The following is a 22516-nucleotide window of genomic DNA, read 5'->3' as shown; positions in this document are numbered from 1 at the left end:
ATTGAAATTCAAAAACTGCAAAAAACAAAACCCCGATAGTTAATTAACTATCGGGGTTTTTGCGGTCTGGACGGGACTCGAACCCGCGACCCCCTGCGTGACAGGCAGGTATTCTAACCAACTGAACTACCAGACCAATGATTTTATCTTTTCCAAGACTCCAGCAAAAGCGGGATTCAAATCTTGTTCATGCTTTTTGCAAAGCAAAAAAATAGAAAATAATCAAGGTTCTCTAGTTGGTAATAATACTTAGTTTGGATATGTACTTCATTTAAAAAGTACAAATAGTAAGTAGGTGAAATACTTATATAAAAATGATCAAAGTATATTTTAGATTAAAAAAATCCTTGTAATCATTATTCGAAAAAATCAAAATTTTCACTGTTGATACTTGCAACTTTGTAATTTATCTCTTGATTTTTCAGCTTCAAAACTTTTACTACTTCTTCTGTAAAACCTTTTTGCCTGGTATCCCTTATCGTGAGTTTTATGAAAGTTGGAATGAACTCGGATTTATTGCCTTTATATCTAATGTTTACTAGCCATCTTTCTTTCGATAAAGAATCGATAAAAAAACTTTGCGCTGAATAGCCCCGTTTTTTTTCACTTAACATCCTCTGGTCATTTTCTGGTGTCAAAAAATGTTTCCAATCATAAAAAAGGCCATTAGGATGAACAAATTGAAGTTCAAATTCGGCCTCTGGTTGGTTCCATTCAGCAATGATTTCAATAGGACCTTCTAATGAGTTAGTTGAATAGTTTGGAGCAGGAGAATTAAATCCTTTTCCATGCTCCATAAGCCGTTCCATTTCTTTTTTGACTATTTGATCAAGACCGTCATCGTAATTTGCACCTTCCGCGAATAAATTTAGATAACCATTGTATAGATTCCATGCCCTTTTCTTCCTTCCTATTTTTGTATTGATATTGGCCAAATCTCGATAAGATTGAGAATGCAAGGGTCTTAGCCTTAAAATTCTTCTGTAAATCTGAAGAGCTCTTTCCAACTGACCAGCTTCTTCGTATTTGTAGGCAGCTATTTTAAGGGCATTTGAATCGTCATAAAAAAGTTCTTCTATATTCGACAAAATCAATAAAGAGGTATTTCTATCGTGCCATTTATCTTCAAAAACCTCAAATACATCGGAAAAAAAATGGGGGAAGTGTCGATACAAATCTCTAATCTCTAAATATCTTTTATAAGCCTCTGAGGCATCCTTGCTTTCGATTATCTTTTGAACAGGTTTGGAAGTGCCTCCGGATTTGGATATCCCAATAATAGCATCCTTTTGATAAACATTTCTATTCAAGAACCCTGAATTAGGATTTCCGTTATTGCTTGGGTTATCCTGCCCATTGTTAGATGTTCTACGTGTTCTCACTATCACAATTCCGGCTACAGCTATTGAGCCGTAACGTGCTGCAGCCCAGCTCCCAGGCATAACGGTGACAGTTTCTATCTCATGGGCACTTATAAAAGGAATATTATCAGTGTCCTTAAGAATGTTACCATCTATATCCCATGCTGCTCCTACCAATCCGGAGAAGTTTCTATGCCCTCCCCTGATCAATACTAATTTGTTGTCACTTGAACCGGTAGGGGCCAGCCTTACACCTGGTAATGCATTCTGAATAACATCATAGATGTCCACAGAAGAAGGAGGGATTTTGTCCGAAGTCACTGTCCGTACTGAGAAACCCGAACTTTTTTTATCAAGTACTCCAAAATTTGTTTTGATTTTTTGTTTGCTATCAATACCTGCCTCGGACTTAGTTTCTCCTTCAACTACAACTTCATCTAGGTAGTTTAGGTTTGAAGACATGAAGATGTCTTCCTCATTTGTGGTTTCATCTATCAGAACTTCAATGGAATCACGGTCTGGATACGAAAAAATGAGGGACTCTGAGGGTTTTCCATCTATACGGTACTTTCCGTTTTTATCGGTGGTGGTGATCCGATCAGTTCCTTTAACAGATACATTGACACCCTCTAATGGCCCACTTAGGTCAGTTACTACTCCAGATATGGATTTTTCTTTGTGTATTGGATTTTTATAGGAATAATCTTCAAACTTGGTTAAATCTTGTCTTTCAGGACTTTTCAAGTACATTATTGGACTTTTATTCTGTTTAATACCGTGTCCTAAATCAATGTGGCTTCCCCCATTGGCTTCCCCTAGTGTTTTTAAAAAAAGTCTATTGTATTTTTTTCTGCTGTTAATGGTGAAAAGCACCAATTCTTTTTCTGTGTTCGTTTTATCTGGAAAATTTATTCCATCGGAAAATAATAATACCGTTCCTGAAAGTTTTCCAATTTTATTCCAAATATCATAGGCTATGCCACCATCATAAGTGATATCCCTTATTTTCAATTTTAGATGGCTCCAATCACCTTTTTTTATTTGATATTTCTGAGAGAATGTTACATCGTTGCTTAATATCAATAGTGATACATCCGCATCATTCAGATATTCAAAATACTCATCCAAAAGAAGAATCTCTTGTTCAATCTTTTTGGATGAAAGTGAGAACGATGCATCCCATAGGATAGTCACATGAGAAGGTTTTTTTCGCTCTTTACGGGGTTCATTAATTATTGAACTTTCCGAAGCAGGTTTTTTATTGGACAGATGGTATTCCATACCAACTAACGAGCTACAGCCTAAGGTCAATAAAAGCAGGTGAGTTTTTAAAAAGTAAAATATCATACGATAATTTGGGTGCTAACTTGACATTTAAAAGAAATAAATTCTTTTTAGAAAAAACATCAGTTCAATTAAATACAAAAGTAATTTAAAAATTATTATACTCTAATATCTTATTCAATTTGTAGGAATTTATTTTATATATTGTAGCCTAATAATTTAAAATGAAACATTTATGAAAAAAGATTTAAAAGAGTTGAGATTAAACAAAAAAGTAATCTCCAACCTGAACGCGTTGAACAAAATTGTAGGTGGTAAAACAGGTCATACTTGTGATGCTTGTAGCCCACCTTCACATACCAATTATCCAGGTTGCAATCATCTATAAGTGTAACTCTATTTAAATAACAAAAAAACATCGATTGTTATTCGTAATAATCGATGTTTTGTTTATTTGACGATTTAAGTTAAGGCTAAATTTTCTGGGGGATTAGCCAATTGTAGTGCGGACTAGAAGCCGGTTTTTGGAACTTTATAGTACAATTAATTTATAGTTAGCCATCCTAGGCCTATCCAATTCGATTTATGAATCGTACCTATAGTAGGTTTCATGGATACTCTTTTTCAAACCATCATGGTTCCTAAATGCAGTCCATTTTTGATGTTTTACTAAAACTCAGGAAAAAGATTCTAAAAAGTATATTTCTTATGACACATAGATGTCAATATGAGGTTTTTCCGAATTATGTGCTACGCACACCTCTACTTTCCTTTGATGCGTATAAAAATCTGACCACTCAAAAGACAGTTTCAAACCAAGATTTTAAGGATATCTGTAATGACCCAATAACTCGAGAAGCTCTTTTCTTGGCTTCACCGTCATTACTAATGGAAATAGATAGATGGCTGGAAAAGGGTATCACAGATAGATCAAAGATTAAAAAACTGCAACATTCCATTCTAAAATATTATGCCCGAATGACATCGAGGTGCACACCTTTTGGAATATTTGCTGGTTGTGCGATAGGCCAGTTTGGACATGAAACAAAAATAGAACCAAGGGGTTTGCTCGCAATCAGACGCCATACTCGACTGGATATGAACTATTTAGTTGCATTGTCTCAGAACCTGGCAAAAAACAGATCAATCAAGGAACAACTTCTTTACTATCCCAATTCCAGTTTATATAAAGCAGGAAACCAATTGCGGTATGTAGAATATAGCTATGTTGGTTCAAAGAGGCATCATCAAATTTCCGCTGTCGATGGAAGTGAGTTTATTAGGAAAATACTTGACAAGGCCGTCAAAGGTTCATCTGTAATGGAACTATCCAAATTGTTGGTTACCAAGGATATATCTTTTGAAGAAGCACATGCGTTCGTATATGAATTAATTGATAATCAAATTCTGGTCAGCGAATTAGAACCATCGGTATCGGGGCCTGAATTTATGGACCAAATCCGCTCAGTCCTAAGTGGATTGGAAAAAACAGACGAAATCTTATCTGTTCTAAACGATGTTCATAAGGAATTTGAAAGTATGAACGATCAATTGGGAGTGTGTCACAAAAAATACTTGGGACTAGGTAATAAAATCAAAAGCTTGGAAACAGAATTTGAATCCAAATACTTATTTCAAGTGGATTTAGAACCTACCTTCAATAAAAACACACTCAGTAATGAAGTAATGTATGATGTCCAAAAAGGGTTTACCTTTTTGAACAGAATATCTCTTCGTCGAGAGGACACTCTACTTTCTAAGTTTAAAGATGCATTTTACGATAGGTTCGAAGGTAGGGAGGTTCCATTGGCCATCGCATTGGATACGGAAATGGGATTAGGGTATATTCAAAACCAAGATACGGGAGATGTTAATCCCTTGGTAGATAATCTGGTAGTCAACGCTCAAAAAAAAGAAAGTCAAGCAAGAAACCTAAAATGGACAACAATAGATTCTTTCTTTCAAAAAAAATTACTTGAGGCACATAAAACCGGTGCTTATACAATTAAAGTTACTGATGAAGACTTTGAAGGATATGAGGTTATATGGGATGACTTGCCTGATACAATCTCATGTATGATTGAACTTATTAATGTGGATGGGGTAAAGAAAATAAAATTCAATGGAGGCGGTGGTTCCAGTGCAGCCAATCTGATTGGCCGTTTTTGTCACGGGGATTCCAAGCTTTTCGAACATGCTAATAAAATAATTGAGGTTGAGAACCAAATGAATAAGGACAAAATCATGGCGGAGATTGTTCACCTGCCCGAATCCAGAGTGGGCAATATACTTATGAGACCGGATTTTCGAAAGTACGAAATTCCTTATTTAGCAAGGTCCATTCAACCTTCACAATACCAACTGAGCATCGATGACTTGTGGGTGTCGGTAAAAGGGAACAGGTTAGTTCTCAGATCAAAAAAATACAATGCTGAAGTAATTCCCCGTTTGACCAACGCACATAATTATAGTAGCAATGCACTTCCTATATATCACTTTTTATCTGATATACAGAATCAAGGAAACAGGGGAGGGTTGTGGTTGAATTTGGACAAGTTTACGGAGGATTTTGATTTCTTCCCTAGGATAGAGTATGAAAACTTGATTCTCTTAGAAGCAACATGGAACCTGAAAAAAGATCACGTGCGAGAATTGATTGAAAATCAGGAAGATGATATCGCCTTAATTGATGAACTGAAAGTCTTTAAAAAAAGGATGAACATGCCTTCATTTGTTAAGCTTTTAGATGGTGATAATGAGCTTCTAGTAAATCTGGATAATCTCACATCGGTAAGGATGCTTCTGGATATAATTACCAAAAGGGATAGTTTCAGACTATCTGAATTTTTACATGGAAAAGAAGGCGTTGTAGCAATGAACGATACTTACTTTACCAACCAAATAATTGTATCATTTTACAATTCATCCAAACTGGATTAAAATGTTTTAAATGAATAACATCAAAGTTGATAGAAACTTAATTCCCGGAGATGAATGGCTATACTACAAAGTTTACGCAGGCCCGAAAACCTCGGATTCTATTCTTACGGATATTATTAAACCTGTTACGGAAAAGTTGTTAGAGGAAAAAATAATAAAGAGTTGGTTTTTCATTCGTTACACTGACCCCAAACACCACCTACGGCTACGGTTCCAAGTTTTTGATTTGAAAAACATTGGCGAGGTAATTAACAGATTATACCCATATTTTAAACAGCTTATGAATGAAGATTTAATTTGGAAAACCCAAATAGAGACATATCAGCGAGAATTGGAAAGGTATGGAGATAATACCATGGAATTGTCGGAGGAGATTTTTTTTCATGACAGTGTCTGTATCGTCAACTTTTTAGATATGATAGAAGGAGATGAAGGAGAAGAACTTAGATGGTTATTTTCCCTTAGGGCAATGGACCGCTTCCTTGATACTTTTGCATATTCACTTGAGGAGAAATTGAGCCTCTTAGATCGTTTAAAAACTGGATTTGGAATTGAATTTGGAATTTCCAGGCCTTTAAAAAAACAGCTGGATGATAAGTATCGTGCAGAAAGTAAAAAAATAGAGCGATTCATGCGACTGAAAAATGAAGACAAGTCGACTTTTTACCCTATCCTAGAAATCTTGGATCAAAGAGAGTTCCGAATCCAACCATTGGCTTTGCGTATTAATGGGCACAAGAAAAGAGACGGTCTTAAGGTGAGATATAATGATTTAATGGCCAGTTACCTGCATATGTTTATGAATCGATTATTTAAATCCAAAAACCGTCTTCATGAATTGGTCTGCTATGATTTTCTTTATCGTTATTATAAATCGGTAGTTGCGCGGAAGAAATATAAAAAACCAAATACCTCTGCTAAGATGGTAGCTCATAAAATGGGAGTTGTCAAAGGTAACTAGTTCACAACATTAGACATTCATCCCAATTGTTCTGCTTTTCTGATAAATAATCCATAATTGCCAACCCAATTCCGGCAACACCGTCCAATAATGAAAGTTTTGTGTTCCATCCAAGTTTGTCACCGTCCCACTGCATATAGCCAGCATATCCATTGGCATGACAAGCTTTTTCAATTCCATCTTTAATCCAAAAAGCAGCGGAGCTTTTAAAATGATGACTGTGATGGAGTTTGTGCAATTTGTTGTATATCAGTGCATTTCCAAACGAACCATGGCAAATTCCGGCGTCTACCACCTTGGTTTCGTTGGGTTCTTTTCTTTCCGAAGTCTGAAGCAGAATTTGTGTAGCATATTTTTCCAGTGTCATATCTTGCCTCTCCTTTGCTGTTTGCAAAAGTGAAATGCCAATTCCAAGATCTCCATAACACCAAGCTATTCTTCCATTATATTCAACTGGATGTCCGGGTTCTACCCAGTTTGGGAATACGGACAGCCCACAATCATCTGGATTTTTCTGTTCTTGCAAATAATTAAGTATTCCTTCAACCATTTTTATTGAGCTATCAGAAACTTCATCTATGGCAGATACCCTTGTCAGGAAATTGAGAATACTTGACATACCATGCGATAGACCAAGATTATAAACCTTTGCGTTGTTCTTGGCATATAGAATGGATTGCCACTTGCGCATGTCGTCATTAACGATAGAAATTGAATCCAATTGAAGGATTAGTTTCGTTAGGTATGTTCGATATCTTTTTTTTAACTTTTCGTCTTGAGTGTGTTTATAGCGCTTAAAAAAATAAAAGCCATAGCCAATAGCTCCATGCAGAAAATCGTAATCGCCCTTTAATAGGCTAGATTTCATGCATGTAAATAGATACTCATCAAAAGGCGCTAAAAAATCATCGCAATCCACTTCAATAAAACCTTCAGCAGCTAAATGCTGAACTGTCCAACCCATACCGGCAATTCCGCTACAGTATGTAGAATAGGTATACCCCTTATTCATTTTGTCAATACAAAGTGAGATCATTTCCAGGCCTAAATCCATTTGTTTTTCAGAATTTAGATATTGTGCATAGTAAAATTGAAACATCGCACAGCCGGAGATTCCAGCCAAAACACCTATGTCCTTTTCTTCCGAATATTTCTCCTGGACGACTTGGCTTATATCAGTTAATTTTTCTTTTAGGGTGGTTCTAATGTTCATGCTGAAGTATCAAATAATCCATCAAGGGCAAGGGTTATCAATGATAATGTATGACCGAAAAGCTCAAAAGGCTAAACCGAGTGGCAATAATGGATGAAAAAAGTATATAATTTGGGCAAGAATAAAAAAAGGTAGATTAGCCAATAACCTACCTTGAAGAGTTAGATGTTTAAGAATTACGGGCAGGCGCAATCACTGGGATTATGGATTGTTCCACCATCGCAAGTGCAGGTATTGCCCGTGTTGCATCCTGTTTGGAAAGTGGGAAAGGTCCAAGTTCCTCCTCTGAGGTTTTCCTTACTTAAGTTGGAAATAACCTTTTTGTTAAGCTCCAGAAGATTTTTTTTGTTTTTTTTCATGACATGTTGCTTTTTAATATTAAATACATTAATAAATTTATAGATAAATTCTTACAAAAAATTCAGAAAAAAGTTAAATTAATATCTTCTATTGTTCTCAAAGTTTCAAATGTTCGGGTTTCTTATTCTGACAATAACTTAGTTGTGGGGGCATAAAACCCTTAGGAGGTTGTCTAGTTTGATATTCAAGTTCTTGATTCACCAATTTAGATGAATAAATATGTTTAATTTAAAATTGAACGGTTACTACTAAAAAAATACTCAACGGCTAAAAGTCTTTCTTAAATGATAAAATATTCGTTGCAAAATTGAAAGTTCTTCAACAACTACTTCAGCTGTACCCTGCATTTCTTGTCTAAAGTTGATTTTTTTGTCAAAAGAGGTGGTTAAACTTTTAATTTCAATGTAAAGTGTATACAACGTTTGTCCATCCTGTTTTGGAACTTCTGAAATATTCTGCACTTTTCCCTCCAAACTTCCCCACTCTTGGAATGGATAGTTATCCAGTTTAACGATTACCCTCTGTCCCGATCTAACCTTTCCAGAGTTTTGAATGGGCAAGGTCACTCTACCAATAAATCCATCTAGATTGTCCCTTGGTACTACCGTGAAAACTGTTTGCCCAATAGAAACATTTTGATATTTGTTCCATATGTCAAAAACGGTAACTTTTCCCGTGATAGGACTTTTAAAAATATACTTATGTTCCCATTGCATTATACTATTTATCAGATTTTGATGTGCTTTTTCTAGTTGCTGTATGTGACTGTTTTTAAGTTCCATGCCTTCAATATTGGACTTTGTCAGCAAGTTGTTAAAGCTGGCGATGGCAATTTGTGTGTTGGAGATACCAGTTCTAAAACCTTCATATTGTTGTTTATCCAATAAAAATTTCCTTTGATTCCCTTCATGTTCAGCTTTGGATATCACTCCTTTTTCGAATAATCTCTTACTACGATCCAAAGCAATATTTGATAGTTTTAGATCTTCTTGAATTAGCAATAATTGCTCTTGTTGTTTCGCCAAAAGAAATTTCTGTTCCATTAATTGTTTGCTGATTACAGCAGATTCCTTTTTGTTTGGAGTCAAGGAATTATATAGAATGTAATCCTGGTACCTTGTGATGAAATCCCCATAAGCACTTTGTACTTCTCCCACCTCAAGGTGAGGGGGAAATACGGCCTTAAGACTATCCAAATGCGCCATAGGTTGCCCTAAATTTTTAGTTTTCTCCAATAAATAGTAGATATCTTCAATATTTGCAGTATTCTCTATTTCACCCAATCTTTGATCTTTGATAACAAACTGGCCTGGTTCAACGAAAATGTTGGCTAATTTTCCTGAAGATTTAGATTTCAAATGTACTGGAGGGTTCTTACTGGTAACAATTATTTGGGCTGGGATTATATCATTATAGCTAATTATGGAGGTAGCGAACAATAGTAAAAGAAAAATAACGAATATTACCGTAGTCCCGAACCGTATGACCCAGTTAGGAGCTTTTCCAAGAATTTCCCTTACCTGATCGGAACGCTCATCCCAATTATCCATATGTCTACTTGATTGTTCCATACAGTTATTTTCCCAATTCCAATTGGTTCTTTACCAATGTATAATACATACCTTTTTTTGAGGTTAACTCATCATGGTTTCCCTGCTCTATGACCATTCCTCCATCCAGAACAATTATTTGATCCGCGCTTTTTACCGTGCTCAATCTATGTGCCACTACAAGGACAGTTTTACCTTTATAAAAATCCTGCAACCGTTTCATGATAATTTTTTCGTTATTAGCATCCAATGCGCTTGTAGCCTCATCAAAAAAAATGTAGGCCGGATCTTTATAAACAGATCTAGCAATTAATATACGTTGCCTTTGACCACCACTAATATTCGCTCCACTACTGCCTATTTTGGATTGGTAGCCCAATGGAAGGGTCTCTATGAATTCTTCGATGTTGGCTACATGAGCCGCATGGGATAATTTTTTTCTATCGATAATACCTTCTGAAAGCGATTCTGTAATATTCCTGGCAATGGTATCATTAAATATAAATCCATCCTGCATTACAGTGCCACAGTTACTTCTCCAAAATCGGGCATGTATGTTTTTAAGTTTAGTATTACCAACTGAAATGGTTCCAGTTGTAGGGTTGTAAAATTTCAACAAGAGTTTGATCAATGTGGTTTTTCCACTCCCGCTAGCACCTACAATGGCTGTTACCTTACCCTCAGGTATTTTTAGATTAATGTCTTTTAATACCCATGGTGATGTCTGGCCACCATATCTGAAGCTGAGGTTTTTAATTTCAATAACCTTGTTTTTTGGAAATTCTGATATGAGATTGTCGTTGGCCTCTTCCTCATCTTTTTTTGCATGAATTTCTGCAAGTCTTTCCAGACTGATTTTTGCATCCTGACCTGTTTGAAGAAAAGTTATAAAATTATTTATTGGCAAGTTAAGTTGTCCAATTATATATTGGACTGATAGCATCATACCCAATGTTAGATTTCCTTCAATAACTGATTTAGCAGCGATAAAGGTTATAAAAATGTTTTTGAGCTCATTAAAGAATTGACCTCCCACATTTTGAGTTTGAGAAAGGGATAAACTTTTGATCGACACTTTGAACAGCCTGACTTGAATGGCTTCCCATTCCCAGCGCCTTCTTCTTTCAGACCCATTAAGCTTTATTTCTTGCATCCCAGAAATGAGCTGGTAAATACTACTTTGGTTATCCGCTAACTGGTCAAATCGTTTATAATCTAATTCTGCCCGTTTTTTTAAAAAAATTAGGGTCCATCCAACATAAATTAAAGACCCCAGCATAAAAATGGTAAATATCACTAGGTTGTAATATGCCAACACTATGCCGAAGACAACTAAATTAAAGGCAGAAAAAAGGGTGTTCAGGGTAGTACTGGATAGAAAGCTTTGTACACGATCGTGGTCATAGATTCTTTGGATAATATCCCCAGTATTTTTGGAATCAAAAAAGGAGATTGGGAGTCTCATCAACTTTGTAAGGAAATCTGCAATTAAATTGATGTTTATTCGACTTGTTAGATGGAGTAAAATCCATCCTCGAATGATTTCAACGCTGGTTTGGGACAAAAACAAAGTGAGTTGAGCAATAAGAATCAAATAAATGAAGTTGATATTTTGGTGACTAATTCCATAATCCACAACAGCCTGTGTCAAAAATGGAAAAATTAGTTGTAATAAACTTCCAACCGCAAGTCCAATAAAAAGCTGTACTATATATTTTTTATAGGGCTTGAAATACCAAAATAAAAATCTGAAACCGTACTCCTTTTTTTCTATTGCCTCTGATTTATAGAATGTTGGAGTGGGCTCTAATAACAATAAATACCCTTCGGAAGTCTTCTCATTAGCATTCTCCCCAATCCATCCAGTCAAAAAATCTTTTTTGGAATACTGTATTAATCCATATGCGGGATCAGCAACGTATACTTTGTTCCTTTCAATTTTGTACACAACAACAAAATGTCTTTGCCTCCAATGGGCTATAAGGGGCAAAGGAGCTTCCTTTTCAAAAGTTTCAAAGTCAAGACTCACAGCCATGGTATGAAAACCTATTTCTTCGGCGGCTTCCGCAATACCCCCTAAGGAGACACCAGTTTTTGTAATATTTGATTTTTGTCGTAAAAAATCGATAGCATATTCTTTACCGTAGAACTTGGTAATCATTCGCAAACAAGTTGGGCCACAATCCATTTGATCCAGCTGTTTGAAATAAGGAAACTTTTTTGAGGGCATTGGCTAAGTTGGAAGTTGTAATAATTTTCTAAATGTAAAGAATATTCTTTCTTTTTAATAGCATAAAAACTACAATAAATCATTTTGAAGTTTCTGAATCTGTAAAAGGCCCCAATGTGGATATTGATAAGAGTTCAAATTGCTTTGGCGGGCAGGTATAATTTGATAGATTTTAACTAGAGGTATTTTTATATTTTAATATAGCTGTTTCTTCTTTGTTGAATATTTGGCACCCGCAAAAAAACCACGTAGCTCAGCTGGATAGGATATCTGCTTTCCAAGTAGACAGTTTTAGTTTTCAATTTTGCCTTTACTCTAGAGGTTTCATTCTGTTGTGTCTTTTCTCTTAATTGTCCCATTCCATCCGGAATCTTGCTATCGAGAACCTTGGCATAGATTTGAGTGGTTTTTAAGGAATGATGCCCTAACATTTTGCTCACAGTCGAAATTGAAACTTCTTTGGACAGGGTGACCGTGGTCGCAAAGGTATGCCGTGCTAAATGGGTGGTCAGGCTTTTGCTGATGCAATAGACATCCGCTATCTCTTTTAGATAGGCATTTGACTTTTGATTGGTCTGCACGGGCAACACCCCTTAGCCATCCAAAACGCATGGATGTTCACTATATTTTTAACAATAGTTTCAGCGGGAGGTAGTAGGGGAATGCTACTAATGGCCTTTGTTTTCTTTCGCGCCATCTTGATTGATCGGTAACCACCGATCCCGATGATGATATCTTCCTATTTCAACAGTTTCACATCGGCATAAGCCAGACCTGTATAGCAACAGAACACAAAAATATGACGCGCTAAGTCAAGTCGTGGCAAAAAGGATTTTTTGTTCTGTAAAGTCCAGCTCTGCTTGGGTTAAAAATTGTTTCTCCTCGGTCTTCCAACTGGCCTTCCAATGAAAGAAAGGATCTCTGCTGATCCATTCATTGGCATAGGCAATGCGAATAATTTTTTTGAAGTTAACGATATACTTTATGGTCATATTATGTTCGCAATTTCGTTTTGACTTTAAAAAGTATCCCAGCCCTGTGACAGACTTACGGTCGACCCTACGAACAGGAATGTCATTTCTAGATTAGTTGTTGGATATATCCCGAAACGTGCTTATAAGCCGCTTTATATCGTTGTAAAGTTTCTTTTGTGAAACCTTTCCCCAACAAATTTTCCATTTAATCATTATGTTCCTGGAAGATTTCTAGAACCATGTGTACTTTACTTTCCTTACCCGAATAGATGTTTTTGATAGTGGTGACGGAAACACCTTGGTCTTCGCTAAGTAAAGTATCTCGGATTTTAAAACAACGGTTTTTGACTGTGTCCAAAAATCGATTGACCTTCGACACTTCAAGACCAGTTCCCCCATAATCTGCCTGCTCTGGATTCCCGTCGCCGTTCTTCAACAGTCCATCTTAAACTAAATTCCGCCCGCTTACCATTGACCGTAACCCTAGCGTAAATCGTTACTTTTCCGTCTGTATCAGACTCTCTTTTTTAGGGTAAAAAAGGACATTTATTGCTCCAAACATTGGTGACTCTTTTAAAGGGGTGTTCAGAGGCATGGTGAGAGTCACCTTTTTTATGGTTTTAGATGGTGTTTTTTTGGAACTAAATAAAATGAAAAAGCCTGTAAATCATTGACCTACAGGCTTTATGCTGAAATTTAATAAATTTTCAGCGGTCTGGACGGGACTCGAACCCGCGACCCCCTGCGTGACAGGCAGGTATTCTAACCAACTGAACTACCAGACCAATGATTTTATCTTTTGCAGACTCTGGCAACAGCCAGATTCAAATCTTGTTCATTTGCTTTTTGCAAAGCGAGTGCAAATATACATTTCCGTTTCGTATTCAACAAAAGAATTTTTTAAAAATTGAGCTAAACAAATTTTTGCCGCTCAATCATAAAGGTGTTGAGTACTTGCGAGAAATTGGAGCGCACGTCCACATCAACATATTTGATTTTGTATTGCGCGCATTTAAGTTTTAATCCTTCTTGGTACTGCTTCACTTTTTCCTGATATACCTCCCGTATATTTTCGGCATAAAGATCAATATGTGCCCCGGTCTCAACATCCAAATAACGCTTCGGGGAATTTTCAAAATTGAACTCAAGCTCATGCTCATAATCCAACAAATGAAAAAGGACGACCGAGTGTTTATTGTACTTCAAATGCCGGAGGGCTTCAAAAAGCTGGGCTTCCTCAGTTTCGGTCTGGAACATGTCCGAAAACAAAAAAATAAGACTTCGTCTATGTATTTTTTCCGCAATTTGATGTAGAAAGGTATAAGTCTTCGTCTCTTGAGATGCACTGAGTACCCTTGAAACCTCGTTAAGTTTGGAATAGAGCATCTGAAAATGTCGTTCACTACTTTTTTCAGAGGTATGGAAATCATACATATCGGAATAAATACTTAATCCAACGGCATCTCGCTGTCGTTTTAAAATTTGCATTAGGGAAGCAATGGCCAGTACTCCAAAACCAATCTTGTTGAGATTGTCAATTCCTAAATTTTCCACTTTTGGGTAGTACATGGAAGTCGAATTGTCCAATATCATATGACACCTGAGGTTGGTTTCATCCTCATAGCGTTTGGTATACAATCGGTCCGTTTTAGCAAAAAGCTTCCAATCTATATGTTTGGTGCTCTCCCCAGGGTTGTAAATCTTATGTTCCGCAAACTCTGCTGAAAAACCGTGGAACGGACTTTTGTGAATACCGCTAATAAAGCCTTCCACAATTTGGTTGGCCAACAACTCCAGATTTTGGAAGAGCTGCGATTTATGAAGTTCCGATCTTACGTCCATAATCAAATTCAGGCTCAATATAAAACAAAAAAGGCTTGACATTTGCCAAACCTTTTTTAAAATCCTTTAGGATTAATTTGTTTATAACACAGCCTCTATGGCATCGGTATATACCTTTTTGGGCGATACCCCAACTTGACGATTTACAATTTCTCCATTCTTGAAAACCAATACTGTGGGGATATTACGCACTCCATATTTAGCTGCAAATTGCTGGTTGGCATCAACATCAACCTTACCAACAACCGCTTTGCCTTCATATTCTTGACTTACTTCTTCGATGATAGGACCTACCATTCTACAAGGACCGCACCAAGCTGCCCAAAAATCCACGACTACAGGTTTGTCGCTCTTAAGTACCACGTCATCAAAAGTTGCATCTGTTATTTCTAGTGCCATTGTATTTGTTTTAATATTCGCAAATTTAGTCAAATAATGCCCACTTTCCTTACTGCTAAGGTATTCGTTTTCATTATTGTGCCATCAGCGTTTGTTATACGTCTCCTAGTTTAATTTGTAATGTATCTCGTTCTCTTCCAAGGCCGAAAGTAATTCGCTATTGATTTTTACCTTTTGTTTTCTACTGGATAGATTGAGTTTGATTTCCTCCTGCATCTCGTAGACCACAAAATTTAAGGTATGGTCGCCCTTATGGGAACGAAGTGTATCTTTTAGGGTTTGGATTCTCTTTTCCTGCAAACGGGCAATGTCCAGCTTGATGGTCAGTTTTTTGGCAAAGGTCTCCATAACATCCTGAATCATCTTGATCATCCTGAATTCCAATCGTGGGTCAGATTTTTTACCTGTTTCCCTGTTCACCCATCCTTCTTTTACAAAAGCCCTGACATAAACCATATGATTGATAAGCATATGCTTACGATGCTCCAGGTATTGTTCACCAAAAATTCGGAACTCATAGGATTCCGTATAATCCTCCAAGGTGAAAATGCCCCAGGGTTTTCCATTCTTTGAAGTTCGATGTTGAACGTCGGTAATGACCCCAGCGAATGAAAGCTCCCGGTTCACATAGTCCTCAAGATTATGGACGAAGGAAACACCGGTGTTACAAAATGCTTTGATTTCTTTTTTGAAATCGTCCAGAGGGTGTCCCGAAATATAAATGCCCACCACTTCCTTTTCGCGCCTAAGCTTTTGCATAGTGCCCCAATCTTCGCAAGGCGGAACAACAGGCTCAGGAATCTGAACTTCACTCGATTCACCAAACATGTCCAGTTGTGATGCATTCTGACTCTCCTGAAATCTGGAAGCGTTTTTAATGAGCTTTTCCAGAAAAACAACACCATCACCCTCATCATGGAAATATTGGGCCCGATGGATGCCGCCAAAAGAATCAAACCCTCCTGCGAGCGCCAAATTCTCGAACGATTTCTTATTGGCCGCTCTCAGGTCAATGCGTTTGGCCATATCAAAAACAGAGGTGTATGGACCATCCTCTTTTCGATTTTCCACAATGGTTTCCACAGCAGAACGCCCAACACCTTTTATGGCCCCCATTCCAAAACGTACAGCGTTGTTTTGGTTTACCGCAAACTTGTAATAGGATTCGTTGACATCCGGCCCAAGCACCTCAAGTCCCATCCGCTTACATTCCTCCATAAAGAAGGTCACCTGCTTAATATCGTTCATATTATTGGAAAGCACCGCTGCCATATACTCAGCGGGGTAGTGGGCCTTAAGGTATGCTGTTTGGTAGGCGATATACGCATAACAGGTGGAATGGCTTTTATTGAAGGCATAGGAAGCAAAGGCTTCCCAGTCTTTCCATATTTTCTCCAAAACCTCCCTAGGATGACCGTTCTTTTCCCCACCATCTAAAAATTGTGGTTTTAGTTTCTGCAGTAGAGCGAAGATTTTTTTCCCCATGGCTTTCCGTAACACATCTGCATCACCTTTGGAGAAACCTGCCAGCTTCTGGGAAAGCAACATCACCTGTTCTTGGTAAACGGTGATTCCGTAGGTCTCTTTAAGGTACTCTTCCATATCTGGAAGGTCGTATGTGATTTCCTCCTCCCCATGCTTCCGGGCAATAAAGCTGGGAATATATTCCATAGGACCGGGGCGGTAGAGCGCATTCATTGCGATAAGATCATCAAAAACCGTAGGTTTTAAGTTTTTCATATGCTTTTGCATCCCCGGAGATTCGTACTGGAATATCCCAACCGTATCACCCCGTTGGAAAAGCTCATAGGTCTTTTCATCGTCCAAAGGAAAATCATCCGGAACAAGTTCCACTCCGGTTCTTGCTTTTACTATTTTTACCGTATCCTTGATCAGCGTCAACGTCTTAAGCCCTAAAAAGTCCATTTTGAGCAGACCTGCACTCTCCACAACAGAGTTGTCGAATTGGGTAACATATAAATCCGAATCCTTCGCCGTGGCAACAGGAACAAAGTTGGTAATGTCATCCGGAGTAATGATTACCCCACAGGCATGAATTCCCGTATTTCTTAGTGAGCCTTCAAGCACTCGGGCCATGTTGACCGTCTGTCCTTCTAAATCATCGCCTTCAGAAATATTGAGGAGTTGATGGATTTTATCCAGATCATCTGAACGAAACTTTTTCTTAAGGTCTGCCTCGTCCACTCCAAATATTTTGTTCAGTTTGGACATGTTCGGGATGAGCTTGGCAATTCTATCCGCTTCGCTTAAGGGTAAATCCAGCACCCTCGCCGTATCCCTAATGGAAGATTTGGCGGCCATAGTGCCATAGGTGATAATCTGGGCCACTTGATTGGCCCCATATTTATCGATAACATAATCCATGACCTTGCCGCGCCCCTCATCATCAAAGTCAATGTCAATATCGGGCATGGACACCCTGTCCGGATTAAGGAATCGCTCAAAAAGTAAGTCATACTTTAAAGGGTCTATATTTGTGATTCCCAGACAATAGGCTACCACGGACCCTGCGGCCGATCCACGGCCAGGGCCTACAGAAACACCCATATTTCTGGCCTCCCTGATGAAATCCTCCACAATGAGGAAGTAACCGGGATATCCAGAATTTTCGATAGTGCCCAACTCAAAATCTATTCGTTCCGTAATCTCATCTGTAATGGTGCCGTACCGTTTTTCCGCACCTTGATAGGTAATGTGTTTGAGATAGGCATTCTCTCCACGTTTCCCGCCATCGGCCATATCTGCTTCAACCTTAAATTCGGCTGGAATATCAAACTTGGGCAACAGAACATCTCGGGCTAAATCAAAAGGTTCCACCTTGTCCACAATTTCTTGAATGTTCAGAATGGCTTTCGGAACATCTTTGAAAAGGGACTTCATTTCGTCTGAGGATTTGAAGTAATACTCCTGATTGGGCAGGCCATATCGGTAACCTCGACCTCTTCCAATCGGTGTTGTCTGCTTTTCGCCGTCCTTTACGCACAATAAAATGTCGTGCGCCTCTGCATCTTCTTTAGCGCAGTAATAGGTGTTATTGGTGGCAACTAACTTTACCTCATGTTTTTTGGCCAGTTGGAGCAAAACCTGGTTGACCCTATCTTCATCTTCCTGGCCATGGCGCATTATTTCAATATATAGGTCGTCTCCAAATTCCTGTTTCCACCATAGTAGGGCTTCCTCTGCCTGTTTTTCACCGGTGTTGAGAATTTTATTGGGTACTTCCCCATACAGATTCCCTGTGAGGACCATGACATCCTCTTTGTATTGCGATATGATTTTTCGATCTATTCGGGGAACGTAATAAAAACCATCCGTATAGGCGATGGAGGACATCTTGGCCAGGTTGTGATAGCCATTTTTGTTCTTGGCCAATAGGACAATTTGGTAACCGTGGTCTTTTACATTCTTGTTGGTATGGTCATCGCATACATGAAATTCACATCCAATAATTGGGGTAATCTCTTTTTCGGAAGGAGTTTCCCCATTGGCTTCCTGTTCAGCATTTCTTTCCTTAACACCTTTGTTGTGGGCTTTTATCTCTTTCACAAAATGAAAAGCCCCCATCATATTGGCATGGTCCGTTAGGGCAACGGCCGGCATGTCATTTTCAGCTGCTGATTTAACCAGGCTTTTAATGTTTATGGTAGACTGCAGTACGGAGAACTGGGAGTGGTTGTGCAAATGTGCAAAAGGTACATCGGCAAGATGGGCAACATTTTGGTTGATTTCATCTTCGGAGATTCCGCCAGTATCCTTGGCCCAAAGTGCATCCGCAATTTCTTTGGAGGCCTTTTTTAGGTTGAGGTGTTTGAGGCCAATAAGTTCGATTTCCTGAGGGTTGGCGGCTGAAAACTTTTCAAAATAATCAGGTTGAACATCCAGCTGCTGAATTGAAAAGTGTCTGTTCCGAACCAATTCCAAAAAGCATCTCGTGGTGGCCTCAACATCAGCGGTGGCATTATGGGCTTCTGCGAAAGGTTCCCCAAACAAATGCTCATGGAGTTCGGTTAGGGTCGGCAATTTAAATTTTCCACCACGACCTCCTGGGATTTTGCACATTTCGGCAGTAGCCTCAGTACAGGTATCCAAAACGGGAAGCGATGTCAAACTATTTTTGACATCCAGTCTGTAGAACTCGCAGCCCATGACGTTAACGTCAAAACCCACATTTTGACCCACGATAAATTTGGCTTTGGATAGGGCCTCGTTAAAAGCATCCAATGTCTCTTGCAACGAAATACCTTGTTCTTCTGCCAATGCTGTTGAAATGCCGTGTACCTGCTCCGATTCGTAAGGAATGTTGAATCCATCAGGTTTTACCAACATATCCTTGTGCTCTACCAGATTCCCCAGTTCATCATGAAGTTGCCAGGCAATCTGAACGCATCTAGGCCAGTTGTCGGTATCGGTTATGGGAGCATCCCAGCGTTTGGGCAATCCGGTGGTCTCTGTGTCAAAAATTAGATACATGGGCGATTTTCAATCAAAAAAATGAGCCTTTAAAAATAGAGAAACAGGAAGGTATATTAAAAACTAGTTTTTAGGAGTTATCAACTTGAGGTCCATCCATGGGATAGTGTGGTTTATCGGGATAAATTCCGCCTCAGTTGATGTCGTTCTTCCTATTTTTAGGTCTTATATATAGCCACCGATAAACTACAATAGATGAAACCACCGCGTTTTTCCCAAAATATTATGCTGATTTTAATAATCTCCATAGCGGGATTATGCAACGTAGAATTATATGCCCAAAGTCAGAATCGACCCAATTTTATAGTCATTTTTGCGGACGATCTGGGCTATGGGGACCTAAGTTGTTATGGTAATCCCACCATTCATACCCCCAACTTAGATCGAATGGCCTTTGAAGGTCAAAAATGGACCAACTTTTATGTGGGTGCTAGCGTATGCACGCCGAGTAGGGCGGCTTTGCTTACAGGGCGATTGCCTGTGAGGAGTGGGATGGCAAGTAATAAAAATCGGGTACTTTTTCCCGATTCCAAAAATGGATTGCCGCAAACTGAAATTACACTTGCGGAGCAACTGAAAAAGGCAGGGTATGCCACCGCGGCCATCGGTAAATGGCATTTGGGGCATAAAGAACAGTACCTGCCCACCAATCATGGGTTTGACTACTATTACGGAATTCCATATTCCAATGATATGGACAGGGTGGCCGAATATCCTAATGGAGACTATTGGAGCCAACAGGATGATGCCATTAAAACAGAACATTTCAATGTTCCGTTGCTTCGCGGCACTGAAATTATTGAACGACCTGCCAATCAGAATACCATCACCAAACGATATAGTGATGAGACGGTTAAGTTCATAAAAGAGCATAAAGAAGGGCCATTCTTTATTTATTTGGCACATAATCTTCCCCACATCCCCTTGTTTGCTTCTGAAGAGGCAACAGGTAAAAGTGAGCGAGGGCTTTATGGTGATGTGGTTCAGGAAATTGACCATGGTGTTGGGCTGATTTTGGAGACCCTTAGAGATGAGGGTTTGGATGAAAATACCATCGTGGTCTTCACCTCTGATAACGGGCCTTGGCTGCCATTTAAGGAAAACGGTGGTAGTGCCGGTCTTCTAAGAGCAGGAAAAGGAACCACTTGGGAAGGTGGCATGCGCGAACCCGGAATATTTTGGGGTCCGGGATTTATCAAACCTGGACTGGTAACCGACTTGGGCTCCACTATGGACTTGTTCGCCACCTTTAGCCGGATGGCGGGAGTTGAAATCCCCAAGGACCGGATTATGGATAGTTACGATTTGGGGCCAACCTTGTTGAACCATGATTCAAGTACAAGGAAGCATATCATGTATTATCGAGGTACGGAACTGTATGCCGTGCGGCTTGGGGATTATAAGGCGCATTTTATTACACAGGGTGCATACGGACAATTTGGGGATAGGGAAGAACATGAAACTCCCCAATTATATCAGCTGAATCATGATGCCTCTGAACACTTCAATATTGCCGAAGAAAACCCAGAAGTTATCACAGAAATCAAAGAGCTGGTCCAGTCACATCGGGCCAAATTGATGAGGGGCAAAGATCAATTGGCAGAAAGGGAATAGAAAGTCCGCAATACCATTGCGGATTACAAGAAATCAAGTATATTTGCACCCGCTTAAAGAGCAAGCGAATAAAAAAGAATTAATAACCAGGGTCGGGCACCCTACAAATTAATGTGATATGCCAGTAAAGATTAGACTTCAAAGACACGGTAAAAAAGGAAAACCTTTCTATTGGGTTGTTGCCGCAGATTCAAGAGCAAAAAGGGACGGTAAATTTTTGGAAAAGTTAGGTACTTATAACCCTAACACCAATCCTGCAACGATCAACTTGGATGTTGATGGGTCCGTAAAATGGTTGAACAATGGAGCTCAGCCTACGGATACTGCCAGGGCCATCCTTTCCTACAAAGGTGTTTTGTTGAAACACCACTTGTTGGGTGGGGTTCGCAAAGGAGCTTTGACCGAGGAGCAAGCTGAAGAAAAATTCAAGGCTTGGGTAGAAGAAAAAGAAAAAGCCGTTGCGGCCAAGGTTGACGGTTTGGACAAAGCACAAGCTGAAGCAAAAGCCAAAGCTTTGGAAGCTGAAAAAGAAGTAAGCGATAAAAGAGCCGCTGCTGCATTGCCAGAGGTAGAAGAAGAGGCTGTGGAAGAAGTTGCCGAAGAGGTAACGGAAACAGCGGAAGCGCCTGCAGCCGTTGAAGAACCAGCTAAAGAGGAAGCCGCTCCAGCTGCTGAGGCAGAAGAAGCTCCAGCTGCTGAGGCAAGTAAGGAAGAAGAGTAAAATACTCTAACGATGCGCAAGGAAGATTGCTTCTACCTGGGCAAAGTCGTTTCAAGATACAGTTTTAAGGGTGAGGTGTTGGTGAAACTGGATACCGATGAACCCGAAATCTACGAAAACATGGAATCAGTTTTTGTTTCTCTCGGAAACAATCTGGTTCCATTTTTTATTGACCGTTGCCGATTGCACAAATCTGCTTTGCTTCGCATCGATTTTGAAGAGGTGAAGGAGGAGTCGTCAGCCGATAAAATCATAGGATCTGAATTGTACCTGCCCTTGACCATGCTCCCACCTTTGACAGGAGACAAGTTCTATTTTCATGAGGTCATAGGGTTTACCCTTTTGGATGAGACACATGGCGATATAGGAATCATCAAGGCGGTTAATGACAGTGCTTCACAAGAATTGTTCGAAGCTGAAAAGGATGGAAAGGAATTGCTGATTCCAATAAGTGATGACATTATTACGAAAGTAGACCGTGAGGCCAAAACCATCCATGTAAAGACCCCGGAAGGTTTGGTGGATTTGTATTTACAGTAATCATGGATTCATAGTAATGGGTTATCTTTAAACCCT

General features: G+C 39.0%; 16 protein-coding genes and 2 tRNA genes. 5 read left to right on the top strand and 13 right to left on the bottom strand.

The window, feature by feature from the left end; all coding sequences use genetic code 11:
* Positions 1-62: 62 nt before the first annotated feature.
* Positions 63-136 (bottom strand) — tRNA-Asp (locus tag BUC10_RS10805).
* A 220-nt stretch (positions 137-356) separates the two neighbouring features.
* Positions 357-2708: a tetratricopeptide repeat protein gene (locus BUC10_RS10800; protein WP_084732624.1), complete on the bottom strand. Its 2352-nt coding sequence runs from the start codon at positions 2706-2708 to the stop codon at positions 357-359.
* 645 nt (positions 2709-3353) lie between these two features.
* Here BUC10_RS10800 and BUC10_RS10795 point away from each other — a divergent pair.
* A complete protein-coding gene (locus BUC10_RS10795) occupies positions 3354-5585 on the top strand; it encodes a lantibiotic dehydratase family protein (RefSeq protein ID WP_165614886.1) in 2232 nt (743 codons plus the stop codon).
* Positions 5586-5595: 10 nt separating this feature from the next.
* Positions 5596-6546: a thiopeptide-type bacteriocin biosynthesis protein gene (locus BUC10_RS10790; protein ID WP_073179415.1), complete on the top strand. Its 951-nt coding sequence runs from the start codon at positions 5596-5598 to the stop codon at positions 6544-6546.
* Between the two features lies 1 nt (position 6547).
* Here BUC10_RS10790 and BUC10_RS10785 read toward each other — a convergent pair whose 3' ends face one another.
* From BUC10_RS10785 to dnaE, 11 genes are all read right to left on the bottom strand, one after another.
* The gene (locus BUC10_RS10785; protein WP_073179413.1) at positions 6548-7759 is read right to left on the bottom strand and encodes a lanthionine synthetase C family protein; all 1212 of its coding nucleotides are present in this window, start codon (positions 7757-7759) and stop codon (positions 6548-6550) included.
* Between the two features lie 176 nt (positions 7760-7935).
* A complete protein-coding gene (locus tag BUC10_RS10780) occupies positions 7936-8118 on the bottom strand; it encodes a hypothetical protein (RefSeq protein WP_073179411.1) in 183 nt (60 codons plus the stop codon).
* A 261-nt stretch (positions 8119-8379) separates the two neighbouring features.
* The gene (locus BUC10_RS10775; RefSeq protein WP_073179409.1) at positions 8380-9690 is read right to left on the bottom strand and encodes an HlyD family secretion protein; all 1311 of its coding nucleotides are present in this window, start codon (positions 9688-9690) and stop codon (positions 8380-8382) included.
* Between the two features lie 4 nt (positions 9691-9694).
* A complete protein-coding gene (locus BUC10_RS10770) occupies positions 9695-11899 on the bottom strand; it encodes a peptidase domain-containing ABC transporter (RefSeq protein WP_073179406.1) in 2205 nt (734 codons plus the stop codon).
* Positions 11900-12087: 188 nt separating this feature from the next.
* Positions 12088-12480, bottom strand: coding sequence for a tyrosine-type recombinase/integrase (locus tag BUC10_RS17985; RefSeq protein WP_073179404.1), 393 nt, complete (start codon positions 12478-12480; stop codon positions 12088-12090).
* A 231-nt stretch (positions 12481-12711) separates the two neighbouring features.
* Positions 12712-12933 carry a phage integrase SAM-like domain-containing protein gene (locus BUC10_RS17980; protein WP_245812825.1) on the bottom strand — a complete coding sequence of 74 codons (222 nt, stop codon included), beginning with the start codon at positions 12931-12933 and terminating at the stop codon, positions 12712-12714.
* Positions 12934-13078: 145 nt separating this feature from the next.
* On the bottom strand, positions 13079-13309 hold the full coding sequence (locus BUC10_RS17975) for a hypothetical protein (protein ID WP_073179399.1): 231 nt from the start codon (positions 13307-13309) through the stop codon (positions 13079-13081).
* Between the two features lie 275 nt (positions 13310-13584).
* Positions 13585-13658: transfer RNA gene (locus BUC10_RS10750), tRNA-Asp, on the bottom strand.
* Between the two features lie 127 nt (positions 13659-13785).
* Positions 13786-14715 (bottom strand): DUF58 domain-containing protein, encoded by a 930-nt coding sequence (locus BUC10_RS10745; RefSeq protein ID WP_073179397.1) that lies wholly within the window; start codon positions 14713-14715, stop codon positions 13786-13788.
* An 81-nt stretch (positions 14716-14796) separates the two neighbouring features.
* On the bottom strand, positions 14797-15114 hold the full coding sequence (gene trxA, locus BUC10_RS10740) for a thioredoxin (RefSeq protein WP_073179395.1): 318 nt from the start codon (positions 15112-15114) through the stop codon (positions 14797-14799).
* A 105-nt stretch (positions 15115-15219) separates the two neighbouring features.
* A complete protein-coding gene (gene dnaE / locus BUC10_RS10735) occupies positions 15220-19605 on the bottom strand; it encodes a DNA polymerase III subunit alpha (RefSeq protein WP_073179392.1) in 4386 nt (1461 codons plus the stop codon).
* A gap of 195 nt (positions 19606-19800) precedes the next feature.
* On the opposite strand from dnaE, the gene BUC10_RS10730 reads away from it, so the two are divergent.
* The 3 genes from BUC10_RS10730 (at position 19801) to rimM (ending at position 22480) form a co-directional block, all read left to right on the top strand.
* Positions 19801-21219, top strand: coding sequence for a sulfatase family protein (locus tag BUC10_RS10730; protein WP_245812814.1), 1419 nt, complete (start codon positions 19801-19803; stop codon positions 21217-21219).
* Between the two features lie 118 nt (positions 21220-21337).
* Positions 21338-21940, top strand: a complete 603-nt coding sequence (locus BUC10_RS10725) for a 30S ribosomal protein S16 (RefSeq protein WP_073179390.1) — start codon at positions 21338-21340, stop codon at positions 21938-21940.
* A gap of 12 nt (positions 21941-21952) precedes the next feature.
* The gene (gene rimM / locus BUC10_RS10720; protein ID WP_073179387.1) at positions 21953-22480 is read left to right on the top strand and encodes a ribosome maturation factor RimM; all 528 of its coding nucleotides are present in this window, start codon (positions 21953-21955) and stop codon (positions 22478-22480) included.
* The last annotated feature ends 36 nt before the right edge of the window (positions 22481-22516 follow it).

This window comes from Flagellimonas flava (assembly GCF_900129665.1).
In the GTDB taxonomy this organism is placed as follows: domain Bacteria; phylum Bacteroidota; class Bacteroidia; order Flavobacteriales; family Flavobacteriaceae; genus Flagellimonas; species Flagellimonas flava.
Note: the sequence above shows the minus strand (reverse complement) of the source record. Positions and strands in the feature narration are given on the sequence as shown.